Source organism: Petropleomorpha daqingensis (assembly GCF_013408985.1).
Lineage (GTDB): Bacteria > Actinomycetota > Actinomycetes > Mycobacteriales > Geodermatophilaceae > Petropleomorpha > Petropleomorpha daqingensis.
The window spans coordinates 5,065,867-5,082,675 of sequence record NZ_JACBZT010000001.1 but is presented as its reverse complement, the minus strand read 5'-3'; the positions used below and the strand labels follow the sequence as shown (position 1 = coordinate 5,082,675).

15 protein-coding genes are annotated in these 16,809 nt (G+C 74.1%); 10 read left to right on the top strand and 5 right to left on the bottom strand.

Annotated features, from left to right (window positions below; genetic code table 11):
- Nucleotides 1-14: 14 nt before the first annotated feature.
- From GGQ55_RS25010 to GGQ55_RS24985, 6 genes are all read left to right on the top strand, one after another.
- Nucleotides 15-2,039: an ABC transporter permease gene (locus GGQ55_RS25010; protein ID WP_179721494.1), complete on the top strand. Its 2,025-nt coding sequence runs from the start codon at nt 15-17 to the stop codon at nt 2,037-2,039.
- Nucleotides 2,032-2,802 carry an ABC transporter ATP-binding protein gene (locus GGQ55_RS25005; RefSeq protein ID WP_218859441.1) on the top strand — a complete coding sequence of 257 codons (771 nt, stop codon included), beginning with the start codon at nt 2,032-2,034 and terminating at the stop codon, nt 2,800-2,802. The genes GGQ55_RS25010 and GGQ55_RS25005 overlap by 8 nt, the downstream gene beginning before the upstream one ends.
- Nucleotides 2,795-3,547, top strand: coding sequence for an ABC transporter ATP-binding protein (locus GGQ55_RS25000; protein ID WP_179721492.1), 753 nt, complete (start codon nt 2,795-2,797; stop codon nt 3,545-3,547). Before GGQ55_RS25005 ends, GGQ55_RS25000 begins: the two co-directional genes overlap by 8 nt.
- A gap of 1 nt (nt 3,548) precedes the next feature.
- Nucleotides 3,549-4,472: an alpha/beta fold hydrolase gene (locus GGQ55_RS24995; protein ID WP_179721490.1), complete on the top strand. Its 924-nt coding sequence runs from the start codon at nt 3,549-3,551 to the stop codon at nt 4,470-4,472.
- 99 nt (nt 4,473-4,571) lie between these two features.
- Entirely contained in the window at nt 4,572-5,816 is a 1,245-nt protein-coding gene (locus GGQ55_RS24990; RefSeq protein ID WP_179721488.1) for an ABC transporter substrate-binding protein, read from the top strand.
- Between the two features lie 81 nt (nt 5,817-5,897).
- The gene (locus GGQ55_RS24985) at nt 5,898-7,439 is read left to right on the top strand and encodes a class I adenylate-forming enzyme family protein (protein WP_179721486.1); all 1,542 of its coding nucleotides are present in this window, start codon (nt 5,898-5,900) and stop codon (nt 7,437-7,439) included.
- 18 nt (nt 7,440-7,457) lie between these two features.
- On the opposite strand, the gene GGQ55_RS24980 is transcribed toward GGQ55_RS24985, so the two are convergent.
- From GGQ55_RS24980 to GGQ55_RS24960, 5 genes are read right to left on the bottom strand one after another with little or no spacing between them, the layout of a single operon-like run.
- Nucleotides 7,458-8,348, bottom strand: a complete 891-nt coding sequence (locus tag GGQ55_RS24980; RefSeq protein ID WP_179721484.1) for an SDR family NAD(P)-dependent oxidoreductase — start codon at nt 8,346-8,348, stop codon at nt 7,458-7,460.
- Nucleotides 8,345-9,022, bottom strand: coding sequence for a TetR/AcrR family transcriptional regulator (locus tag GGQ55_RS24975; RefSeq protein ID WP_179721482.1), 678 nt, complete (start codon nt 9,020-9,022; stop codon nt 8,345-8,347). Before GGQ55_RS24975 ends, GGQ55_RS24980 begins: the two co-directional genes overlap by 4 nt.
- Nucleotides 9,010-9,459: a MaoC family dehydratase gene (locus GGQ55_RS24970; RefSeq protein WP_179721480.1), complete on the bottom strand. Its 450-nt coding sequence runs from the start codon at nt 9,457-9,459 to the stop codon at nt 9,010-9,012. Before GGQ55_RS24970 ends, GGQ55_RS24975 begins: the two co-directional genes overlap by 13 nt.
- Before the next feature lie 56 nt (nt 9,460-9,515).
- Entirely contained in the window at nt 9,516-10,733 is a 1,218-nt protein-coding gene (locus GGQ55_RS24965; RefSeq protein ID WP_179721478.1) for an MFS transporter, read from the bottom strand.
- A 7-nt stretch (nt 10,734-10,740) separates the two neighbouring features.
- Complete coding sequence (locus tag GGQ55_RS24960) at nt 10,741-11,688, bottom strand: NAD(P)H-dependent flavin oxidoreductase (RefSeq protein WP_179721475.1); 948 nt, start codon at nt 11,686-11,688, stop codon at nt 10,741-10,743.
- 186 nt (nt 11,689-11,874) lie between these two features.
- Between GGQ55_RS24960 and GGQ55_RS24955 the strand changes: the two genes are divergently transcribed.
- From GGQ55_RS24955 to GGQ55_RS24940, 4 genes are all read left to right on the top strand, one after another.
- A complete protein-coding gene (locus tag GGQ55_RS24955) occupies nt 11,875-12,588 on the top strand; it encodes a TetR/AcrR family transcriptional regulator (RefSeq protein ID WP_179721473.1) in 714 nt (237 codons plus the stop codon).
- A gap of 67 nt (nt 12,589-12,655) precedes the next feature.
- Nucleotides 12,656-15,055 carry a CaiB/BaiF CoA-transferase family protein gene (locus tag GGQ55_RS24950; RefSeq protein WP_179721471.1) on the top strand — a complete coding sequence of 800 codons (2,400 nt, stop codon included), beginning with the start codon at nt 12,656-12,658 and terminating at the stop codon, nt 15,053-15,055.
- A gap of 8 nt (nt 15,056-15,063) precedes the next feature.
- Nucleotides 15,064-16,065, top strand: coding sequence for a phosphotransferase family protein (locus tag GGQ55_RS24945; protein WP_179721469.1), 1,002 nt, complete (start codon nt 15,064-15,066; stop codon nt 16,063-16,065).
- The gene (locus GGQ55_RS24940; protein WP_179721467.1) at nt 16,058-16,801 is read left to right on the top strand and encodes an SDR family NAD(P)-dependent oxidoreductase; all 744 of its coding nucleotides are present in this window, start codon (nt 16,058-16,060) and stop codon (nt 16,799-16,801) included. The genes GGQ55_RS24945 and GGQ55_RS24940 overlap by 8 nt, the downstream gene beginning before the upstream one ends.
- Nucleotides 16,802-16,809: the final 8 nt, after the last annotated feature.

The following is a 16,809-nucleotide window of genomic DNA, read 5'->3' as shown; positions in this document are numbered from 1 at the left end:
GACGGGAATCGCCGATGACCACCCTGATCGAGTTCGCCGCGCTGGGGCTGGGGCTGGGCGCCGTGTACATCGGCCTGTCCACGGGCCTGCTGCTGGTCTACCGGGCGACCGGGATCATCAACTTCGCCCAGGGCGCCATGGCCATGTGGGGCGCCTACGTGTTCGCCCAGCTGCAGAAGGACGGCTCGCTCGTCCTGCCGATCGGCACGCTCTGGTTCCCCGAGCCGCCCGGCGTCGCGCTGTCGCTGGTCATCGGCCTGGTCAACGCCCTGCTGCTCGGCGTGCTCGCGCACTACCTGGTCTTCCGGCCGGTGCGCCGGGCGCCGGCGCTGGCCCAGGTCGTCGTCTCGATCGGCCTGATGGTGGCGATGCAGGCCCTGGCCGTGATCCGGTTCGGGCCCAACAGCATAAAGGTGCAGTCGTTCCTGCCCGACGGCACGATCACCGTGGGCTCCCTGGAGCTGCCGGCGCGCGAGCTCACCATGGCCGCGATCATGATCGTCCTCGCCGCGCTGGCCTGGTCCTACCTGAGGTTCACGCACAACGGCCGGGCGACCCGCGCCGCCGCCGAGAACGAGCGGGGGGCCGTGCTCATGGGCTTCTCCGCCGACCGGCTGGCGCTCATCGCGCTGGTCATGGGCACGCTCGTCAGCACCGTCTCCGTCGTGCTCGGCGGGGTGCTGACCGGCCTGAGCCCGACCAACTACGCGCTGCTGGTGGTCCCCGCGCTGGCCGTCGTCCTGGTGGCCCGGCTCGAGTCGATCTGGATCGCCGTCGCCGGTTCGCTGGTGCTCGGCATCTTCCAGTCCGAGCTCTCGCTGCTGTCCACGCGGAGCTGGTGGCCGACGTGGGCGCAGTCGGGCCTGGACCAGGTGCTGCCCTTCCTCGTCGTCATGGTCATCCTGTTCGCCTTCGGCAAGCGGCTGCCGGCCCGCGGCACCCTGCAGACGGTGCGCCTGCCCGACGTCGTCCTCCCGCGGTTCGTGCCGTGGAAGGCCGGCGCGCTGGTGCTGGTCGCCGTGATCGCGCTGATCGTCCTGTCGCCCACCTACCGGTTCGGGCTCACGACCTCGCTGATCGTCGCGATGCTGGCGCTGTCCTACGTGCTGATCACCGGCTACCTCGGGCAGATCTCGCTGGCCCAGTCCGCCTTCGCCGGCGCCGCCGGGTTCACCTTGTCGAAGGTGACGACGGCGTGGAACCTGCCGTTCCCGCTGGCGATCCTGCTCTGCTCGTTGGTGGCGGCGGTGCTCGGCATGCTGGTCGCGCTCCCCGCGTTCCGCATCCGCGGGGTGCAGCTGGCCATCGTCACGATCGCCGCGGCGCTGGCCATCGAGCGGTTCGTGTTCGACAACTACAGCCTGACGCCGGCGACCGGGAACCCGATCGGCCGGCCCACCCTGTTCGGCCTGGACTTCGCCGTCCGGTCCGGTCGCGACCTCTCGCGGCTGTCCTTCTCCTTCATGGTGCTCGCGATCCTGGTCCTGGTCGTGCTGCTCTTCGTCCGGATCGCCCGGGGCGACACGGGGCGGGCGTTCCTGGCCGTGCGGGCCAACGAGCGGGCGGCGGCATCGGCCGGTATCGACGTGCGGCGCACGAAGCTGATCGGGTTCGGGCTGTCGGCCTTCATCGCCGGCATCGCCGGCTGTCTCATCGGCTACAGCCAGGGACAGCTGTCGGCGGAGTCGTTCTCCGTGGTCGTCGGCCTGACCATCCTCGCCGTCGCCTACCTGGGTGGCATCACCTCGTTCGGCGGGGCGATCGTCGCCGGGCTGCTCGGCCCGCTCGGGCTGGTCTACACGGCCCTGCACCAGTGGTTCGACCTGGGCAACGCCTACGCGCTGATCACCGGTCTCGGCCTGATCCTCACCGCGATCCTCAACCCCTCCGGCATCGCGGGGGAGACCCGACGCCAGGTCGAGTGGGTCACGGGCAAGCTGCGCCGGTCCCGGCCGGTTCCCCCACCCCGAGAACCGGCGGCCGCCGCCCCTGCGCCCGCAGCGACCGTCGAGACCCCGAGGATGACGACAGGTGTCTGAGCACTCCGCAGGTCTGCGCACCGAGCAGCTCACCGTCCGCTACGGCGGCGTGGTGGCCAACTCCGACATCTCGCTGACCGTCGAGCCCGGCCAGGTGGTCGGCCTCATCGGGCCCAACGGCGCCGGCAAGACGACGTTCGTCGACGCGGTCACCGGGTTCACCTCCTGCACGGGGGAGGTGTGGCTGGGGGATCGCCGCATCGACGGCCTCGCCCCGCACCGGCGACGCGAGATCGGGCTCACCCGCACCTGGCAGTCCGGGGAGCTGTTCGGCAACCTCACCGTCGCCGAGAACATCCTCGTCGCCGCCCGGCCGGGCGGGGTCGCGGCGCTCGGCCGCGACGTCTTCGGCCGGCGGGCCTCGCGCGACGACCGGGTCGTCGAGCGGGCGCTGGCCGCGGTCGGCCTGGCCGACGTCGGGCGCACCCTGGCCCGCGACCTGACGCTCGGCCAGCAGAAGCTGGTCGGCGTCGCCCGGGCCCTGGCCGGCACGTGCGAGCTGCTGCTGCTCGACGAGCCGGCCGCCGGGCTGGACTCGCACGAGAGCCTGGAGTTCGCCTCACGGGTGCGGGCGATCGCCGAGCAGGGCCCCGGCATCCTGCTCATCGACCACGACATGTCGCTGGTGCTCGGGGTCTGCGACGTCGTCTACGTCCTGGAGTTCGGCCGGCTGATCTTCTCCGGACCGCCGGACGCGGCCCGCACCGATCCCGCCGTCGTCGCCGCCTACCTGGGAGTTCCGATGGAGACCGCCGATGCCTGAGCCCCTGCTCCGCGTGGAGGCGCTGACCGCGGGCTACAACCGCGTGCCCGCCGTCCGCGACCTGAGCCTCGAGCTGGCGCCGGGGGAGGTCGTCGCCCTGCTCGGCCCCAACGGGGCCGGCAAGACGACGTCGCTGCTGGCCATGGTCGGGCTGGTGCCCCTGATGTCGGGCTCGGTGAACGCGCTTGGCGCGGCTGTCGACGCCCGGAGGCCGCACAAACTGGCCCGCCGTGGCGTCCTGCTGGTGCCCGACGACCGCGGCGTCTTCTACGGGCTGTCGGTGCGCGACCACTTCCGCCTCGCCAGCCGGCGCGCCGACGCGGCGCGCGAGGCCGCGGTGCTCGACCGCTTCCCCGCCCTGCGCGGGCTGATGGGCCGCAAGGTGGGGCTGTGCTCCGGCGGTGAGCAGCAGATGCTGACCATCGCCAAGGCGCTGCTGGGCCGCCCCAAGGTGCTCATGATCGACGAGATGAGCCTCGGCCTGGCGCCCAAGATCGTGCAGGAGATGCTGCCCTCGATCCGCGACCTGGCCAAGGAGGAGGGGATCGGCGTCGTCCTGGTCGAGCAGCACATCGAGCTCGCCCTGTCCGTGGCCGACCGCGGGATCATCCTCAACCACGGCCGGGTGGTGCTCGAGGGCGCCGCCCGGGACCTGCTGGCCCGCCGCGACCAGGTGGAGGCGGCCTACTTCGGCGCGGAGGAGTTCGCCGACACCGCCGCCGAGGCGGGCGTCCCCACGCACTGACGTGGCCGCACCCATCCGGCCGGCGCCCCCACCACCGGCGGACGACGCCGGCCGGGTGCCGGTCGCGGGGGCCGACGTCGTCTGGGAGCGCTGGGCCCGGCCGGGCGCCCCGCCGGTCGTGCTGGTGCACGGCACGTCGGCCCACAGCGGCTGGTGGCACCCCGTCGCGCCGGCCCTGACCGGCCGCTACGAGGTCGTCGCCCTCGATCTGTCCGGTCACGGCGACAGCGGGCGGCGCGCTCGGTACTCCATGGCCGGGTGGGCCGCTGAGGTGCTCGCGGTCGTCCGCGCGGTGTGCGGCGGGCGGGCGCTCGTGGTCGGGCACAGCATCGGGGGACTGGTGGCGGCCGGCGCGGCGGCCCGGGATCCCGGCGCCGTCCGCGGTCTGGTGCTGGCCGACTCGATCGTCTCCTCGCCCCGGCGGCCGGCCGAGGTCGCGGTGCGCCCCCGGCCCGTGCGGGTGTACGGATCGGTCGCCGAGGCGGTCGCGCGCTTCCGGCTCGAGCCCCCGCAGCCGGTCGGTGACCGCGCGGTGCTGGAACGGATCGCCGCCGGGTCCCTGCGGCCGGTACCGGGCGGCTTCTCCTGGAAGGTCGACCCGGCCATCTGGGACGTCGTGGCGACCCCGGACGGCCTCACCGACGACCTGCCCGGCGTGCGCTGCCCCGTGGTGGTCGTCCGCGGGGAGCACAGCTCGCTCGTCGGGCCCGGGGCGGCCGCCACGCTCGCGCGGCTGTGGGGGCGGCCGGTGCCGCAGCACACCCTCCCGGGGGCGCACCACCACCTCATGGTCGACGCGCCCGCCGCGTTCGGTGCGCTGCTGCGTGCCGCCCTGGTCGACCTGGAGGCCGTCGCCGGCACGGCGTCGGCACCGGTACCGCAGGGTCCGGATCTCACCTCGGACACGGTGCAGATCGACCATTGACGTCAGCGTCACTTTCCGCAAAGCTCCCGACTGTGACGTCAACCACTCGGTGGCGTTCGGCGTCGTCCCGCACGGCCCCGTGACTCGAAGGAGAGTCCCTTGAAGAAGCGATCGACCGCTCTGGCCGGGGTCGCCGCCCTGGTCCTGCTCGCCTCCGCCTGCAGCAAGCCGGAGGCGAACGCCAACACCAGCGGCGGCCTGTCCGGTGACCCGATCACCATCGGCGTCCAGTCCCTGGACACCGGCGCGGTGGCCTACCCGCAGAGCACCTACGGCGCCAAGGCCGCCGAGTGGTACGTCAACAACAAGATGGGCGGCATCAACGGCCACCCGCTGAAGATCGACGTCTGCTCCGGTGACGGCACGCCCGAGACCGGCGTCAGCTGCGCCAACCACTTCGTCTCCAGCAACGCCCCGGTCGTCTTCGACGCCTACGACGGCACGAGCATCGGCGCGATGGTGCCGATCCTGTCCGAGGCGCACATCCCGATCGTCGGCACGCTGGCCGGCCAGGGGGTGGCCGAGGCGGCCCCGTACGGCACGGCGTTCTACTTCTCCGGCCCGCTGGAGACCAGCGCGCTCGGCATGGTGACCGCGCTGCACGACGACGGTGCGAAGAGCGCCGCCCTGGCGGTCACCGACGCGCCGTCCTCGCACGGCTACGTGGACAAGCTCGTGGCCCCGCTCGGCAAGGTGCTCGGCGTCGACGTGACCGCCGTCTACACCACCGCCGACAACATGAACTTCCAGGTGCTCGCGCAGACCGAGCTGGCCAGCAACCCCGACGTCGCCGGCCTGATCGCGCTGCCGGAGGACGGCTGCACCGGGCTGATCGAGGCGCTCAAGCAGGGCGGCTTCGACGGCACGCTGTTCGCGGGGTCGTGCTCGCAGTTCATCGACGAGCTGGGCGGCAAGGCCGAGGGCACCATCGTCCAGCCGCGGCTGTGGGTGCCGTTGTCCTACGACAACGCGCCCAAGGGGATCCAGGAGCAGCTGGACGCCTTCGCCGACGCGATGAAGCAGGTCGGCTACGAGGACCAGCAGTCGGCGCGGTCGCTGTACTCCTTCGCCGGCATCATCAACCTGGCCAAGATCCTCTCCGACATGAAGGGTGAGATCACCAACACGGCCGTCACCCAGGCCATGGAGGCGGTCAAGGACTTCCAGACCTACCTCGGCCCGAAGGTGACCTGCGACGGGCAGCAGTGGCCGGACCGGCCGGGTGCCTGCAGCCACGAGGCGATCTTCTTCAAGGTGACCAAGGACGGGACGCTGACCCCGGTCAACGACGGGGGCTTCATCGACCTCGACACCTCGGTCGCCCAGCAGGCGATCAGCGGCTGACGACGGCGGCGCCCCGGGACCGAGCACCGGTCCCGGGGCGCCGTCCGTTCCGCGCCCGCACAGTCCCAGGAGGTTCCCGCGGTGAGTGCTTCGCCCTGGCCGATCGGTCACCTGTTCGCCCACGCGGCCCGCCGCTGGCCCGACGCGCCCTGCTGGGTCTCGGTCGACGGCCGCTCGCGCACCTTCCGGGAGGTGGACGAGCGCATCGACCGGCTCTGCGACGCGCTCGCCGCCCGCGGCGTGGGCCGCGGCACGCGGATCGCCGTCCTGGACACCGACTCCTTCGCCTACGCCGAGCTGCTGGGCGCCTGCCTGAAGCTGGGCGCGACGTCGGTGCCGGTCAACTACCGGCTCGCGCCGTACGAGATCGAGAACATCCTGGGCCGGGCCGAGCCGGAGTGGTTCTTCGTCGGCGAGCGGTACGTCGAGACCGCGCGCAAGGTCGTCGGGACCCTGCCCGGCGAGTGCCGGCTGTGGTCGCTGGACGGCTCGCTGGCCGACGACGTGGAGGCGCTGGTCGCCGAGGGCCGGCCGGTGCCGCCGGACGTCGTCCCGGACGACGACGACGTCCTCTGCATCATGTTCACCAGCGGGACGACGGGGCTGCCCAAGGGCGTCGTCCAGTCGCACCGCATGCTCAAGCGGATGCTCTTCCTCGGGCAGGAGACCAAGCCGCCGACCGGTTCGGTCCGCTACACCGCCTCGCCGATCTTCCACGTGGCCGGCTGGATCCTGGTGGCCAACGCGGTCTCGCAGGGCGCGACGTCGCTGATCCACCCCCAGTTCGAGGCCGACGTCGTCGCCGGCGCCATCTCCTCCGGGCTGCTCACCGGCGCCTTCCTGGTGCCGACGATGATCCAGCAGGTGCTCGAGGTCGACACCGGGCCCGGTTCGGCCGAGCGGCTGGACACGCTGCTCTACGGTTCGGCACCGATGCCGCCGAGCCTGCTGCGGCGGGCCCTGGAGCGCTGGCCCGAGGTCGCCTTCTGGAACATGTTCGGGGCGGGCACCGAGTCGGGGCTGCAGACCCTGCTGCGGCCCGACGACCACCGCCGGGCCCTGGCGGGGGAGGAGCACCTGCTCGGCTCGGTCGGCCAGCCGGTGCTCGGCGTGGACCTGCGGATCCTCGACGACGACGGGTTCGAGTGCCCGCCCGGCGTGGTCGGCCACGTCGCCGCCCGCACCGACAGCATGATGGCCGGCTACCTCGACATGCCGGAGCTGACCGCGACCACGCTGCACGACGGCTGGTTCTTCGGCGGCGACCGGGGCTGGCTCGACGAGCGGGGCTACCTGTACCTCGGCGGGCGCAGCCGCGACATGATCGTGCGCGGCGGCGAGAACATCTACGTCGCCGAGGTCGAGCAGGTGCTCACCGACGTCCCGGGCGTCGCCGACGCCGCGGTCGTGGGCCGGCCCGACGACACGTGGGGCGAGGTGGTCGTCGCCTTCGTCGAGCACCGCGATGCGCCGGCGCCCTCGGTCGCCGACCTCGAGGCCCTGTGCCGCGCCCGCCTGGCCGGGTACAAGGTGCCGGTCGAGTACCACGTGCTGCCGGTCCTGCCGCGCAACCCCACGGGCAAGGTCCGCAAGAACCAGCTGCTGGACCTGGTCGGCGGCTGAGCCGGCCGCCCCGGGGCGCTACCGCGGGTCCGCGGCGATCGACAGCAGGCGGGCCAGGGCGTCGTTCGAGGAGGCGAAGGGCGTGCCGGTGCCGATCCCGGCCAGCTTCGCCACGACGGCCGCGATGCCGTCGTCGCCGGCCGGGAGTTCCTCCAGATCGGACTCCACGACCTGCACCCGGGCCACCCGGCTCCCGCCGACCTCCAGCACGAGCCCGCTCTCGCCGCACTCGGCCGACACCAGGTGCGCGACCAGCGGTGAGACGAGCTCGGGCGCGAGGCCGCGCAGCGCGGCCGGCGGCAGCAGCGGCTCGGTCATCCGGGTCGCGGCCACCGGAGCGATGGCGTTGACCCCGATGCCGGCGCGGGCGCCCTCCTGCTTCAGCACGTTGACCAGGCCGAGCAGGCCCATCTTCGCGGCGGCGTAGTTGGCCTGGCCGAACTGGCCGTAGAGGCCGCTGGCCGAGCTGGTCACCACGATCCGCCCGGTGCCCGACGCCACCAGCGACGGCCAGGCCGCCTTGGCGCAGTACGCCGCGGCGGACAGGTGCACCCGGACGACGGCGTCGAAGTCCTCGAGCGTCATCTTGGCGAACGTCCGGTCGCGGAGGATCCCGGCGTTGGCCACGAGCGCGTCGAGCCGGCCGAACTCCTCCAGCGCGGTCGCGACCGCCGCGGCCGCGCCGTCGTGCGTGGCGACGTCGGCCGTCGTGGCGACCGCCGTGCCACCGGCGGCGCGGATCTCGGCCGCCACCGCCTCCGCGGCGGCCGGGTCGCCGCCCGTCCCGTCGAGCTCCGCGCCGGTGTCGTCGACGACCACGGCCATCCCGCGGGCGGCCAGGGCGAGGGCGTGGCTGCGCCCGAGACCGCGGGCGGCGCCGGTCACCAGGGCCACCCGCTGGTCGTTCACCGGGGCTCCTGCAGGTGCAGCGCGCGGGTCCAGACCTGGGTGAGGGTGGACAGCAGGGCCTCCTCGTCGAAGTCCTTGCCGAGGTTCAGCCACACCCAGCAGGTGGCGTCGACCATCGACCCGAGCACCTCCGAGGCCAGCCACGGGTCGAGGCCGGGATCGACCAGCCCCTGTGCCTGCTGCACCCGGATGCCGCGCGCGGTGCGGGCGACGAACGCCTCGCGCACCGCCAGGCGCAGCTCGGCGATCTCCGGCGTCGACTGCCCCAGCTGGGCCACGACGACGATCAGCCGCGCCTCGGCCCGGTAGGCGGCCACGAACCGGCGCATCGCCTGGTCGACCTGCTCGTGCACGGTGGCCGGGCGCGGGCCGTGCGGCTTGAGCGCCTCGATCATGCGGTCGCGCAGCTCGGTGGCGACCGCCCGGAAGATCGCTTCCTTGGAGTCGAAGTACGTGTAGAAGGTGCCCTGGCTGACCCCGGCCTCCTCGGCGATGTCGGCGACGCGGGCGTCGAGGAAGCCCTGCCGCTCGAACACCCGTCGCGCCGCGTCGAGGAGCTCGGCCTTGCGCGCGTGGCCGCGATCGGTCTGCGGCCCGGCGTCTCGGCGCAGCTGCTGGTCGGGCCCGGGTCCGACGCCGACCGGCGCCGGGGCGGGCCGCATCAGGTCAGCCACACGATCGTGTCCTCGGCGACGCAGGCCGGCTTGTCGCCGCCCTCGACCTCCACCGTGACACCGAAGGTCGCCTTCGTGCCCCCCTCGACCGGTGCCGTGCGCAGCACGGTCACGTGCGCGCGGATCCGGCTGCCCACCGGCACGGGCGCGGTGAACCGCACCTTCTCGAACCCGTAGTGCAGGCCGTAGGTCGCGTTCACCGACACGGTCTCGCCGATCATCACCGGCACCAGCGAGAGGGTGAGCATGCCGTGGGCGATCGTGCCGCCGTACGGGCCGCTCGCCGCGCGCTCGGTGTCGACGTGGATCCACTGGTGGTCGTCGGTCGTGTCGGCGAAGGAGTCGACCTGCTCCTGCGTGATCTGCCGCCAGGCGGTGGCGCCCAGGTCGGCGCCCTCGGCGGCGAGCAGCTCCTGGACGTCCTCGAACGAGCGCATGGTCCCTCCGGCATCGGTGCGGTACCCGGACGGTACCCGTCGGTGTGAGGTTGACGTCAAGTACGGACGGCGTCGAGTACCGGGGCGGGTGCACGGCGCGTCACCCGCAGCAGCAGGAGGACGAGCAGCCCGCCGAACCCGGCAGCGGCGGCCGCCGCGGCCATCGCCCACAGGTAGGCGCCGGTGCCGGTGCGCACGGCGCCGACCAGCAGCGGGCCGAAGGCCATGCCGCAGCTGACGCCGAGGTTGGACAGCGCGAGGATCCGCCCGTAGTGCCGCGCCCCGAACCGCTCGGCCACCAGCAACGGGTGCAGCACCTGCATGTTGCCCACCGTCAGGCCGAACGCCACCGTGCTCACGACCACGGCGGCGAGCGACGGCGCGGCGGCGATGCCGAGCGTCGCCGCGCACTGGAGGCCCAGCAGCAGGGCGGCGGCCGCGGTCAGCCGCACCCGCCCGAGCAGCGCCGAGCCGAGCACCCGTCCGGCGAGGCTGGCCAGCGCCATCGTGCTCACCGCGGCCGCCGCCGCGACCGCGTCGAGCCGCTCGGTGACCGCGTTGAACAGGTGGGACAGGGCCCCGACCTGGCCCAGCATGCCGAGCATCAGCCCCGTCGTCGCCAGCCAGAACCACGGGGTGCGCAGCGCCGCCCGGACGCCCTCGCCGCCGTCGTCGGCCGCACCGGCCGCGGTCCCGGGCGGCGAGCGCAGGACGGCGACGGCCACCGGCACGATCCCGACGACGTAGGCGCCGGCCAGCCACGGGGCCGCCCCGGCCACCCCGAGCGAGCGGACGAGCGCCGCGATCGCCGGGGTGAGGACGGCGCCGCCCACCGGCAGGCCGGTGAACGCCAGCGACATCGCCACCGCCGGCCGCTCCGGGAACCAGCGGGTGATCAGCGTGCTCGCCGGGATGGTGCCGGTCGCCGCGAAGCCCACGCCCAGCGCCGCGTAGGCGAGCACGAGCCCGGCCGGGGTGGCGACCGAGCCCAGCGCGAGCAGTGCCCCGGCGGCCAGCAGGGCGCCACCGGCGAGCACCCAGCGCACGTCCACGCGCTCGAGGAGCGCGGCCACGCCGAGCCCGGCCACCCCGCTGACGAGCAGGAAGGCGCTCGTGCCGGCGGAGACCGTGGCCAGGGAGAAGGCCCCCGGCCCGCGGGTCAGCGCCTCCAGGTAGACCGAGACGCCGTAGAACGAGATGCCGACGCTGACCCCCAGCACCACGCCGAGGGCGGCGACCACCGCCCACCGGTAGGACGGGCGACGGGCCGCCACCGGCGGGTCAGGCCGGGACGGCGGCGCCGAGGTGGCGCGCCGTGAGCCGCTCGAGCCCCGCCTCGAACTCGGCGACCGTGCGCCTGATGATCTCGGCCACCGGGAGGATCTCGTCGATCCGGCCGGCGACCTGGCCCAGCTGCTGGAGCGACGCGGACAGGTCCCCGCCCTCGTAGGTGTCGCGCACCTTGAGCAGCAGGGGGACCGGATCGGTCAGGTCCGCCTCGACCTGGGAGACCAGGTCGGTGCGCAGCACCCGCATCGGCTTGCGGTTGTGCCGGTTGAGCAGCGTCGTGTCGGTCTCGGTGGCTCGGACGACGGCGTCCTTGACGTTGTCGTGGACGCCGGACTCGGTGGAGGCGAGCATCCGCGTGCCCATCTGCACCCCCTCGGCGCCGAGGGCGAAGGCGGCCAGCATGGACGCGCCGTCGACGATGCCGCCGGCGGCCACGACGGGCACGTCCAGCGTCCGCGTGATCATCGGCAGCAGCACCATCGAGGCGACCTCGTGCGGGCTCTTGAAGCCCGCACCCTCCACGCCCTCGACCACCAGGCCGTCGACGCCGGCGTCGACCGCCTTCTGCGCGGCGTACAGGGTGGGGACGACGTGGAAGACCGTCAGTCCGGCGTCCTTGAGGATCGGGGTGTACTTGCCCGGCGAGCCGGCCGAGGTGGTGACGAAGGTGATGCCCGCGTCGACCACCACGTCGATGACCGCGGGGTCCTTGGCGAAGGCGATCGGGATGTTGACGCCGATCGGCTTGTCGGTGAGCTCCTGCGTGCGGGCGATGTCGGCACGCACCTGCTCGACGGCCAGCGAGCCGGGCACCAGGCCCATCCCGCCCGCCTCGGAGACGGCGGCGACGAGGTCGGGCCGGGCGACCCAACCCATCGGCGCGGAGAGGATCGGGACGTCGACCCCGAGGAGTTTAGTGACGCGCGTGTCACTTTTCATGCCGGCACGGTAGCCTCTCCGCCGGGAGCGCGTCGGGTGACCTGGATCACAGGGAGCGTCACCCGTTGGGAGGCGGGCCCGCGCGCGACCGGCTGTGGGACGACGGTGGCTCGTTACCATCGCCGTCGATCCGCGCGACGATGGTCGCGCGCACGGTGTTCGCAGGCAGGAGGGAGGGAGCGGGTCGTGGTAGCACCTCGTTCCCACGGCGCGGGAGCAGCCCCCAGCGTCGGTCAGCAGGAGCGCCGGGAGGCCGGTCCGCTCACCGGGAAGGGCCAGGCCCGCAAGGCGGCCCTCCTCGACGCCGCCGCCCGGGTGTTCGAGCGCCGCGGATTCCTCGACACGCGCGTGGCCGACATCGTCGCCGAGGCGAAGGTCGCGCAGGGCACCTTCTACACCTACTTCGACTCCAAGGACGCCGTGTTCCAGGCGGTGGCCACCCGCGTCGTCGGGGAGATGCTCGTCGCGCTGCACGCCGACCACCCGAACCCGTCGGCCACGCCCTACCAGCGCGCCTTCGCCGCGATGGAGCGCTTCGTCGACTCCTACCGGCCGCGGGCGCGGATCATCGCCCTCATCGAGCAGGTGGGCACCTTCACCCCCGAGCTCAAGAGCCTGCGCCTGCAGGTCCGCGAGGCCTTCGTCGACCGCGCGGCCCGCGGCATCGCCCACCAGCAGCAGCAGGGCATCGCCGACGCGTCGCTGGACCCCGTGCTCACCGCCGAGGTGCTCGGGGCCATGGTCGACCACGTCTGCTACGTGTGGATGAACCTCGGCAAGGAGTTCGACCGCGAGGCGCTGCTGAAGATGCTCACCGTGGTCTGGATCCGCGCGATCGGCGCCGAGGAGCCCGCCGAGGACGCCGCCGAGCCGGTGGTCGAGGCGGTCCCGGCCGGCTGATCGTCGCGGCGGCGTTCCGCCGCACTCCTCCGGCAGGTAGCGTGCCGCGCGTCGGAGGGAATTGACGATGGAGTCAACTGGCACGCCGGCGGCGCTCCCGCTCGCCGGTCTGCGCGTCCTCGAGTGCGGGGACACCCTGGCCGCCGCCTACGCCGGCCGGCTGCTGAGCGATCTGGGCGCGGAGGTGGTCAAGGCCGAACGGCCGGAGGGCGACCCGCTGCGCGCGCTCGGCCCGTTCGTCGGGGGGATCCCGGACGCCGACCTGTCGGTGTCGGCGGCGTACTTCCACGCCGGCAAGCGGTCGGTCCTGGTCACCCCGCCGGACGACGGCGAGCTCGCGCGGCTGGTGACCCGCGCCGACGTCGTCCTGCGCAGCACGCGCGACGGCGTCGACTGGGTGCCCGACGAGCTGCTCGCCGACGACCGGCTGCTCGTCGTGGACGTGTCCTCGTTCGGCCGGATCGGGCGGCCGGGCCCGCACCCGACCGACGACCTGCTGGCGTCGGCGGCCGCGGGGCTGCTCTCGGTCAACACGTGGAGCCTGTCGGACCCGACCGCGGGGCCGCTGCGCTACCGCGGCGAGCTGGCGTCGGTGCACGCCGCGTGCGCGGCGGTGCTGGCGACCCTCGGCGCGCTGGTCGAGCGCGACCGCAGCGGCCGCGGTCAGCGCATCGACGTCTCGGCGCAGGCGGCGGTCTCCAGCGTCCTGGCGACGGCGATGTCCCGCTACGGCTACACCGGCACGCTGCCGGTCCGGCAGGGCACCCGCAGCGTCGGCCCGTGGGGCTTCTACGCCTGCGCCGACGGCACGGTGCTGATCCAGTGCACCAAGGACGAGGAGTACCGGCGGCTGGTCGAGCTGCTGGGCGGCCCGGAGTGGGGGGAGCTGGAGATCTTCGCGACGATGGCCGACCGCGACGCGAACTCCGACGTCCTGGACGTGTTCCTCGGCGAGGCGCTGGCCGCCTACCCGCTGGAGGACTTCCTCGCCGCCGCGCACCGCGCCCGCGTGCCGGCGGCGCCGGTGCACTCCGGGGCCGACGTCCTCGCCTGGGACCACCTGCAGGCGCGCGACTCCCTGCACCCGGTGCGGGTGTCCGACGCGAGCCGCGCCGCCGAGCTGCCCGTCCCCGGGCCGGCGTGGCGGTTCGGCGGGGGCGGGCCGGCGCCGCGCGGGCCGGCACCGCGGCTCGGCGAGTCGCCCGCCGGGTCGTTGTGGGACGACGCCGCGACCGGCGCGCACGAGGGCCGCCCACCGGCGCGGCGCCCGCTCGAGGGCGTGCGGGTGATCGACCTGACCTGGGTGTGGGCCGGCCCGTACTCCACGATGCAGCTGGCCCACCTGGGCGCGGAGGTGATCCGGGTCGAGACGACGACGCGGGTCGACGTCACCCGCCTGCTCCCACCGTTCGCCGACGACGTCCCCGGCATCGACCGCTCCGGCTACTTCAACCAGTACAACCAGGGCAAGAAGAGCGTCGCGCTCAACCTGCGGGAGCCGCGGGGCATGCAGCTGCTGCGGCAGCTGGTCGCCACCGCCGACGTCGTGGTCGACAACATGGCCGCGGGCTCGCTGGCCCGGATGGGCCTGCCGTGGGAGCAGATGCGCGAGCTCAACCCGCGCCTGGTCGCCGTGTCGATGACCGGCTTCGGCGAGAGCGGGCCGTACGCCGACCACATGGCCTACGGCTCGCTCATCGACGCCCTGTCCGGCACGGCGGCGGCCAACGGCCCGGTCGGCGGCGGTCCCGCCGACTTCGTCATGTCGCTGCCCGACCCGATGGCCGGGGTGCACACCGCGATCGCCACCGTGGCCGCCGTGCGGCAGGCCCGGCGGACCGGCGTCGGCACCCGGGTCGAGACGGCGATGCTCGAGGCGTGCCTCGCCGCCTTCCCGCAGCCGGTGCTGTACGCGGCCGTCGGCTCGGCCGCGCCGGTGATCGGCAACCGGGACGACGAGCGCAGCCCGCACGGGATCTTCCCGTGCGCCGGCGACGACGAGTGGCTGGTCGTCTCCGTCGCGGACGACGACCAGTGGCGGGCGCTGGCGGCGGTGGTCGGCGGCCCGGAGCTCGCGGCCGACCCGCGCTTCGCCGACCTGCGCTCCCGCCGGGTGCACGAGTCGGCTCTGGAGGCGCTCGTCGGGGAGTGGGCGGCCCGCCAGGACGCGGCCAAGGCCGCCGACGCCCTGCGCGCGGCCGGCGTGCCGGCCGAGCAGGTGCTGCACGTCGACGAGGTCTTCCGGTCCGAGCCGCTGCTCACCCGCGGCCACTTCACCACCCACGACCACCCGGTGATCGGCCCGCGCACGCTGCCGGGCGTGCCCTGGGTGACCTCGCTGTCGGACATGGCACCGGCCGCGGCCTCCCCGGCCCTGGGCCAGCACACCCGCGAGGTGCTCGCCGGGGTCCTCGGCCTGGCGGAGTCGGAGATCGACGAGCTCGTGGCGGCGGGGGTCACGGTCTGAACGCCGCCGTGCTCGACGACCTGCCCGGCCGGCTGCGGCGCTGGGCCGACCGCGAGGTGCTCCCCGGCGGGCGGGTGGCCGGGCTGGCGCCCATGCCCGGCAACGCCGGGCTCAGCTTCGGCTTCGACGTCGTCGACGGGGACGGCGCCGTCGTCCGGTCGCTCGTGGTGCGGTTCGCCCCGCCGGGCGTGCGGCGCAGCGGGAACACCGACGTGCTCCGGCAGGTGCCGCTGCTGCAGGCGCTGGACCGGGCCGGGATCCCGGTCGCGCCGCTGGTGTGGTGGACGGGTGACGAGGCCTGGTTCGGCACCGACGCCATCGTGCAGGAACGGCTGGCCGCCCGGCCGCTGCGGCTGTGGGACGCCGGGGAGGCGGCTCCCGACCCGGCCCCGTACCTCCGCGCCGCCGTCGGGGTCCTCGCCCGGATCCACGCCCTGGACTGGGCGGCCGACCTCGCCGGCTGGGAGCGGCCGCGTCCGGTCGCCGAGGAGATCGCCTTCTGGCAGCGGCTGCTGGACAAGCACCCCGAGCCGGGCTGGACGGCGGCCGGGCAGCAGCTGGCCGCCGACCTGCTGCGCACCGACCCCGGCCGGCACCGGACCGGCCTGTTCCACGGCGACTTCCACACCAACAACGTGCTCTTCGACGACGACGCCTCCGTGGCGGCGGTCGTGGACTGGGAGATCGCCGGCATCGGCGCGACCGGTCTCGACCTGGGCTGGCTGGCGCTGATGACCGACCCGTCGTGCTGGCACCCCGACCAGCAGGCGGCGATGCGCGTGGTCGCCGACCCGGCCCGGCTGCGCGCCGACTACGAGGCGGCCGCGGGCGTCGCCGTCCCCGACCTCGCCTGGTACCAGGCGCTGGCCTGCTACCGGTTCGGCGCGATCGCCGGCTTCAACGTGCGGCTGCACCGCACCGGCCGCCGCCCGGACCCGCTCTACGAGGACATGGCGAGCTCGGTGCCGGTCTTCTTCGCCCGGGGGACGGAGCTGGTGCGCGGTGGATGAGCTGCGGGGCAGGGTCGTGCTGGTCACCGGCGGCAGCCGGGGGCTGGGCCGCGAGATGGTGCTGGCCTTCGCCGAGCGCGGCGCCTCGGTGGTGGTGGCCAGCCGGAAGCTCGACGCCTGCCGCGCCGTCGCCGACGAGGTCGCCGAGCGGTTCGGCGTCGAGGCGCTGCCGGTCGGGGTCAACGTGAGCGACTGGGCGCAGTGCGACCGGCTGGTCGAGGCCGCCTACGACCGGTTCGGGCGGGTCGACGTCCTGGTCAACAACGCCGGGCTGTCCCCGCTGTACCCGAGCCTGAGCGAGGTCTCGCCGGAGCTGTTCGACAAGGTGATCGGGGTCAACCTGCGCGGCCCGTTCCGGCTGACCGCGCTGATCGGCGAGCGGATGGCCGCCGCCGACGGCGGCTCGGTGGTCAACATCGGCTCGGTCGAGGCGGCCCGGCCGCAGCCGCTCGCGCTGCCCTACGCGGCGGCGAAGGCCGGGCTGCACGCGCTCACCGAGGGGTTCGCCCGGGCCTACGGGCCGTCGGTGCGGGTCAACACGGTCCAGGCCGGACCGTTCCTCACCGACATCGCCCAGCACTGGCCGCCCGGGCTGCGCGAGGAGATGGAGCAGCACCTGGTGCTCGGTCGCTGCGGCGAACCGGCGGAGATCGTGGGGGCGGTGCTGTTCCTCGCCACCTCCGCCTCGTCCTACGTGACCGGGTCGGTGCTGCGGGTCGACGGCGGCTGGCGTTAGAGAGAGGG

What these genes read in the sequence shown, in the direction of transcription:
- GGQ55_RS25010 (WP_179721494.1), top strand. Translation starts at nt 15, where the DNA reads ATGACCACCCTGATCGAGTTCGCCGCGCTGGGGCTGGGGCTGGGCGCC.
- GGQ55_RS25000 (WP_179721492.1), top strand. Translation starts at nt 2,795, where the DNA reads ATGCCTGAGCCCCTGCTCCGCGTGGAGGCGCTGACCGCGGGCTACAAC.
- GGQ55_RS24970 (WP_179721480.1), bottom strand. Translation starts at nt 9,459, where the DNA reads ATGCGCTCGTTCGAGGACGTCCAGGAGCTGCTCGCCGCCGAGGGCGCC.
- GGQ55_RS24960 (WP_179721475.1), bottom strand. Translation starts at nt 11,688, where the DNA reads ATGAAAAGTGACACGCGCGTCACTAAACTCCTCGGGGTCGACGTCCCG.
- GGQ55_RS24950 (WP_179721471.1), top strand. Translation starts at nt 12,656, where the DNA reads ATGGAGTCAACTGGCACGCCGGCGGCGCTCCCGCTCGCCGGTCTGCGC.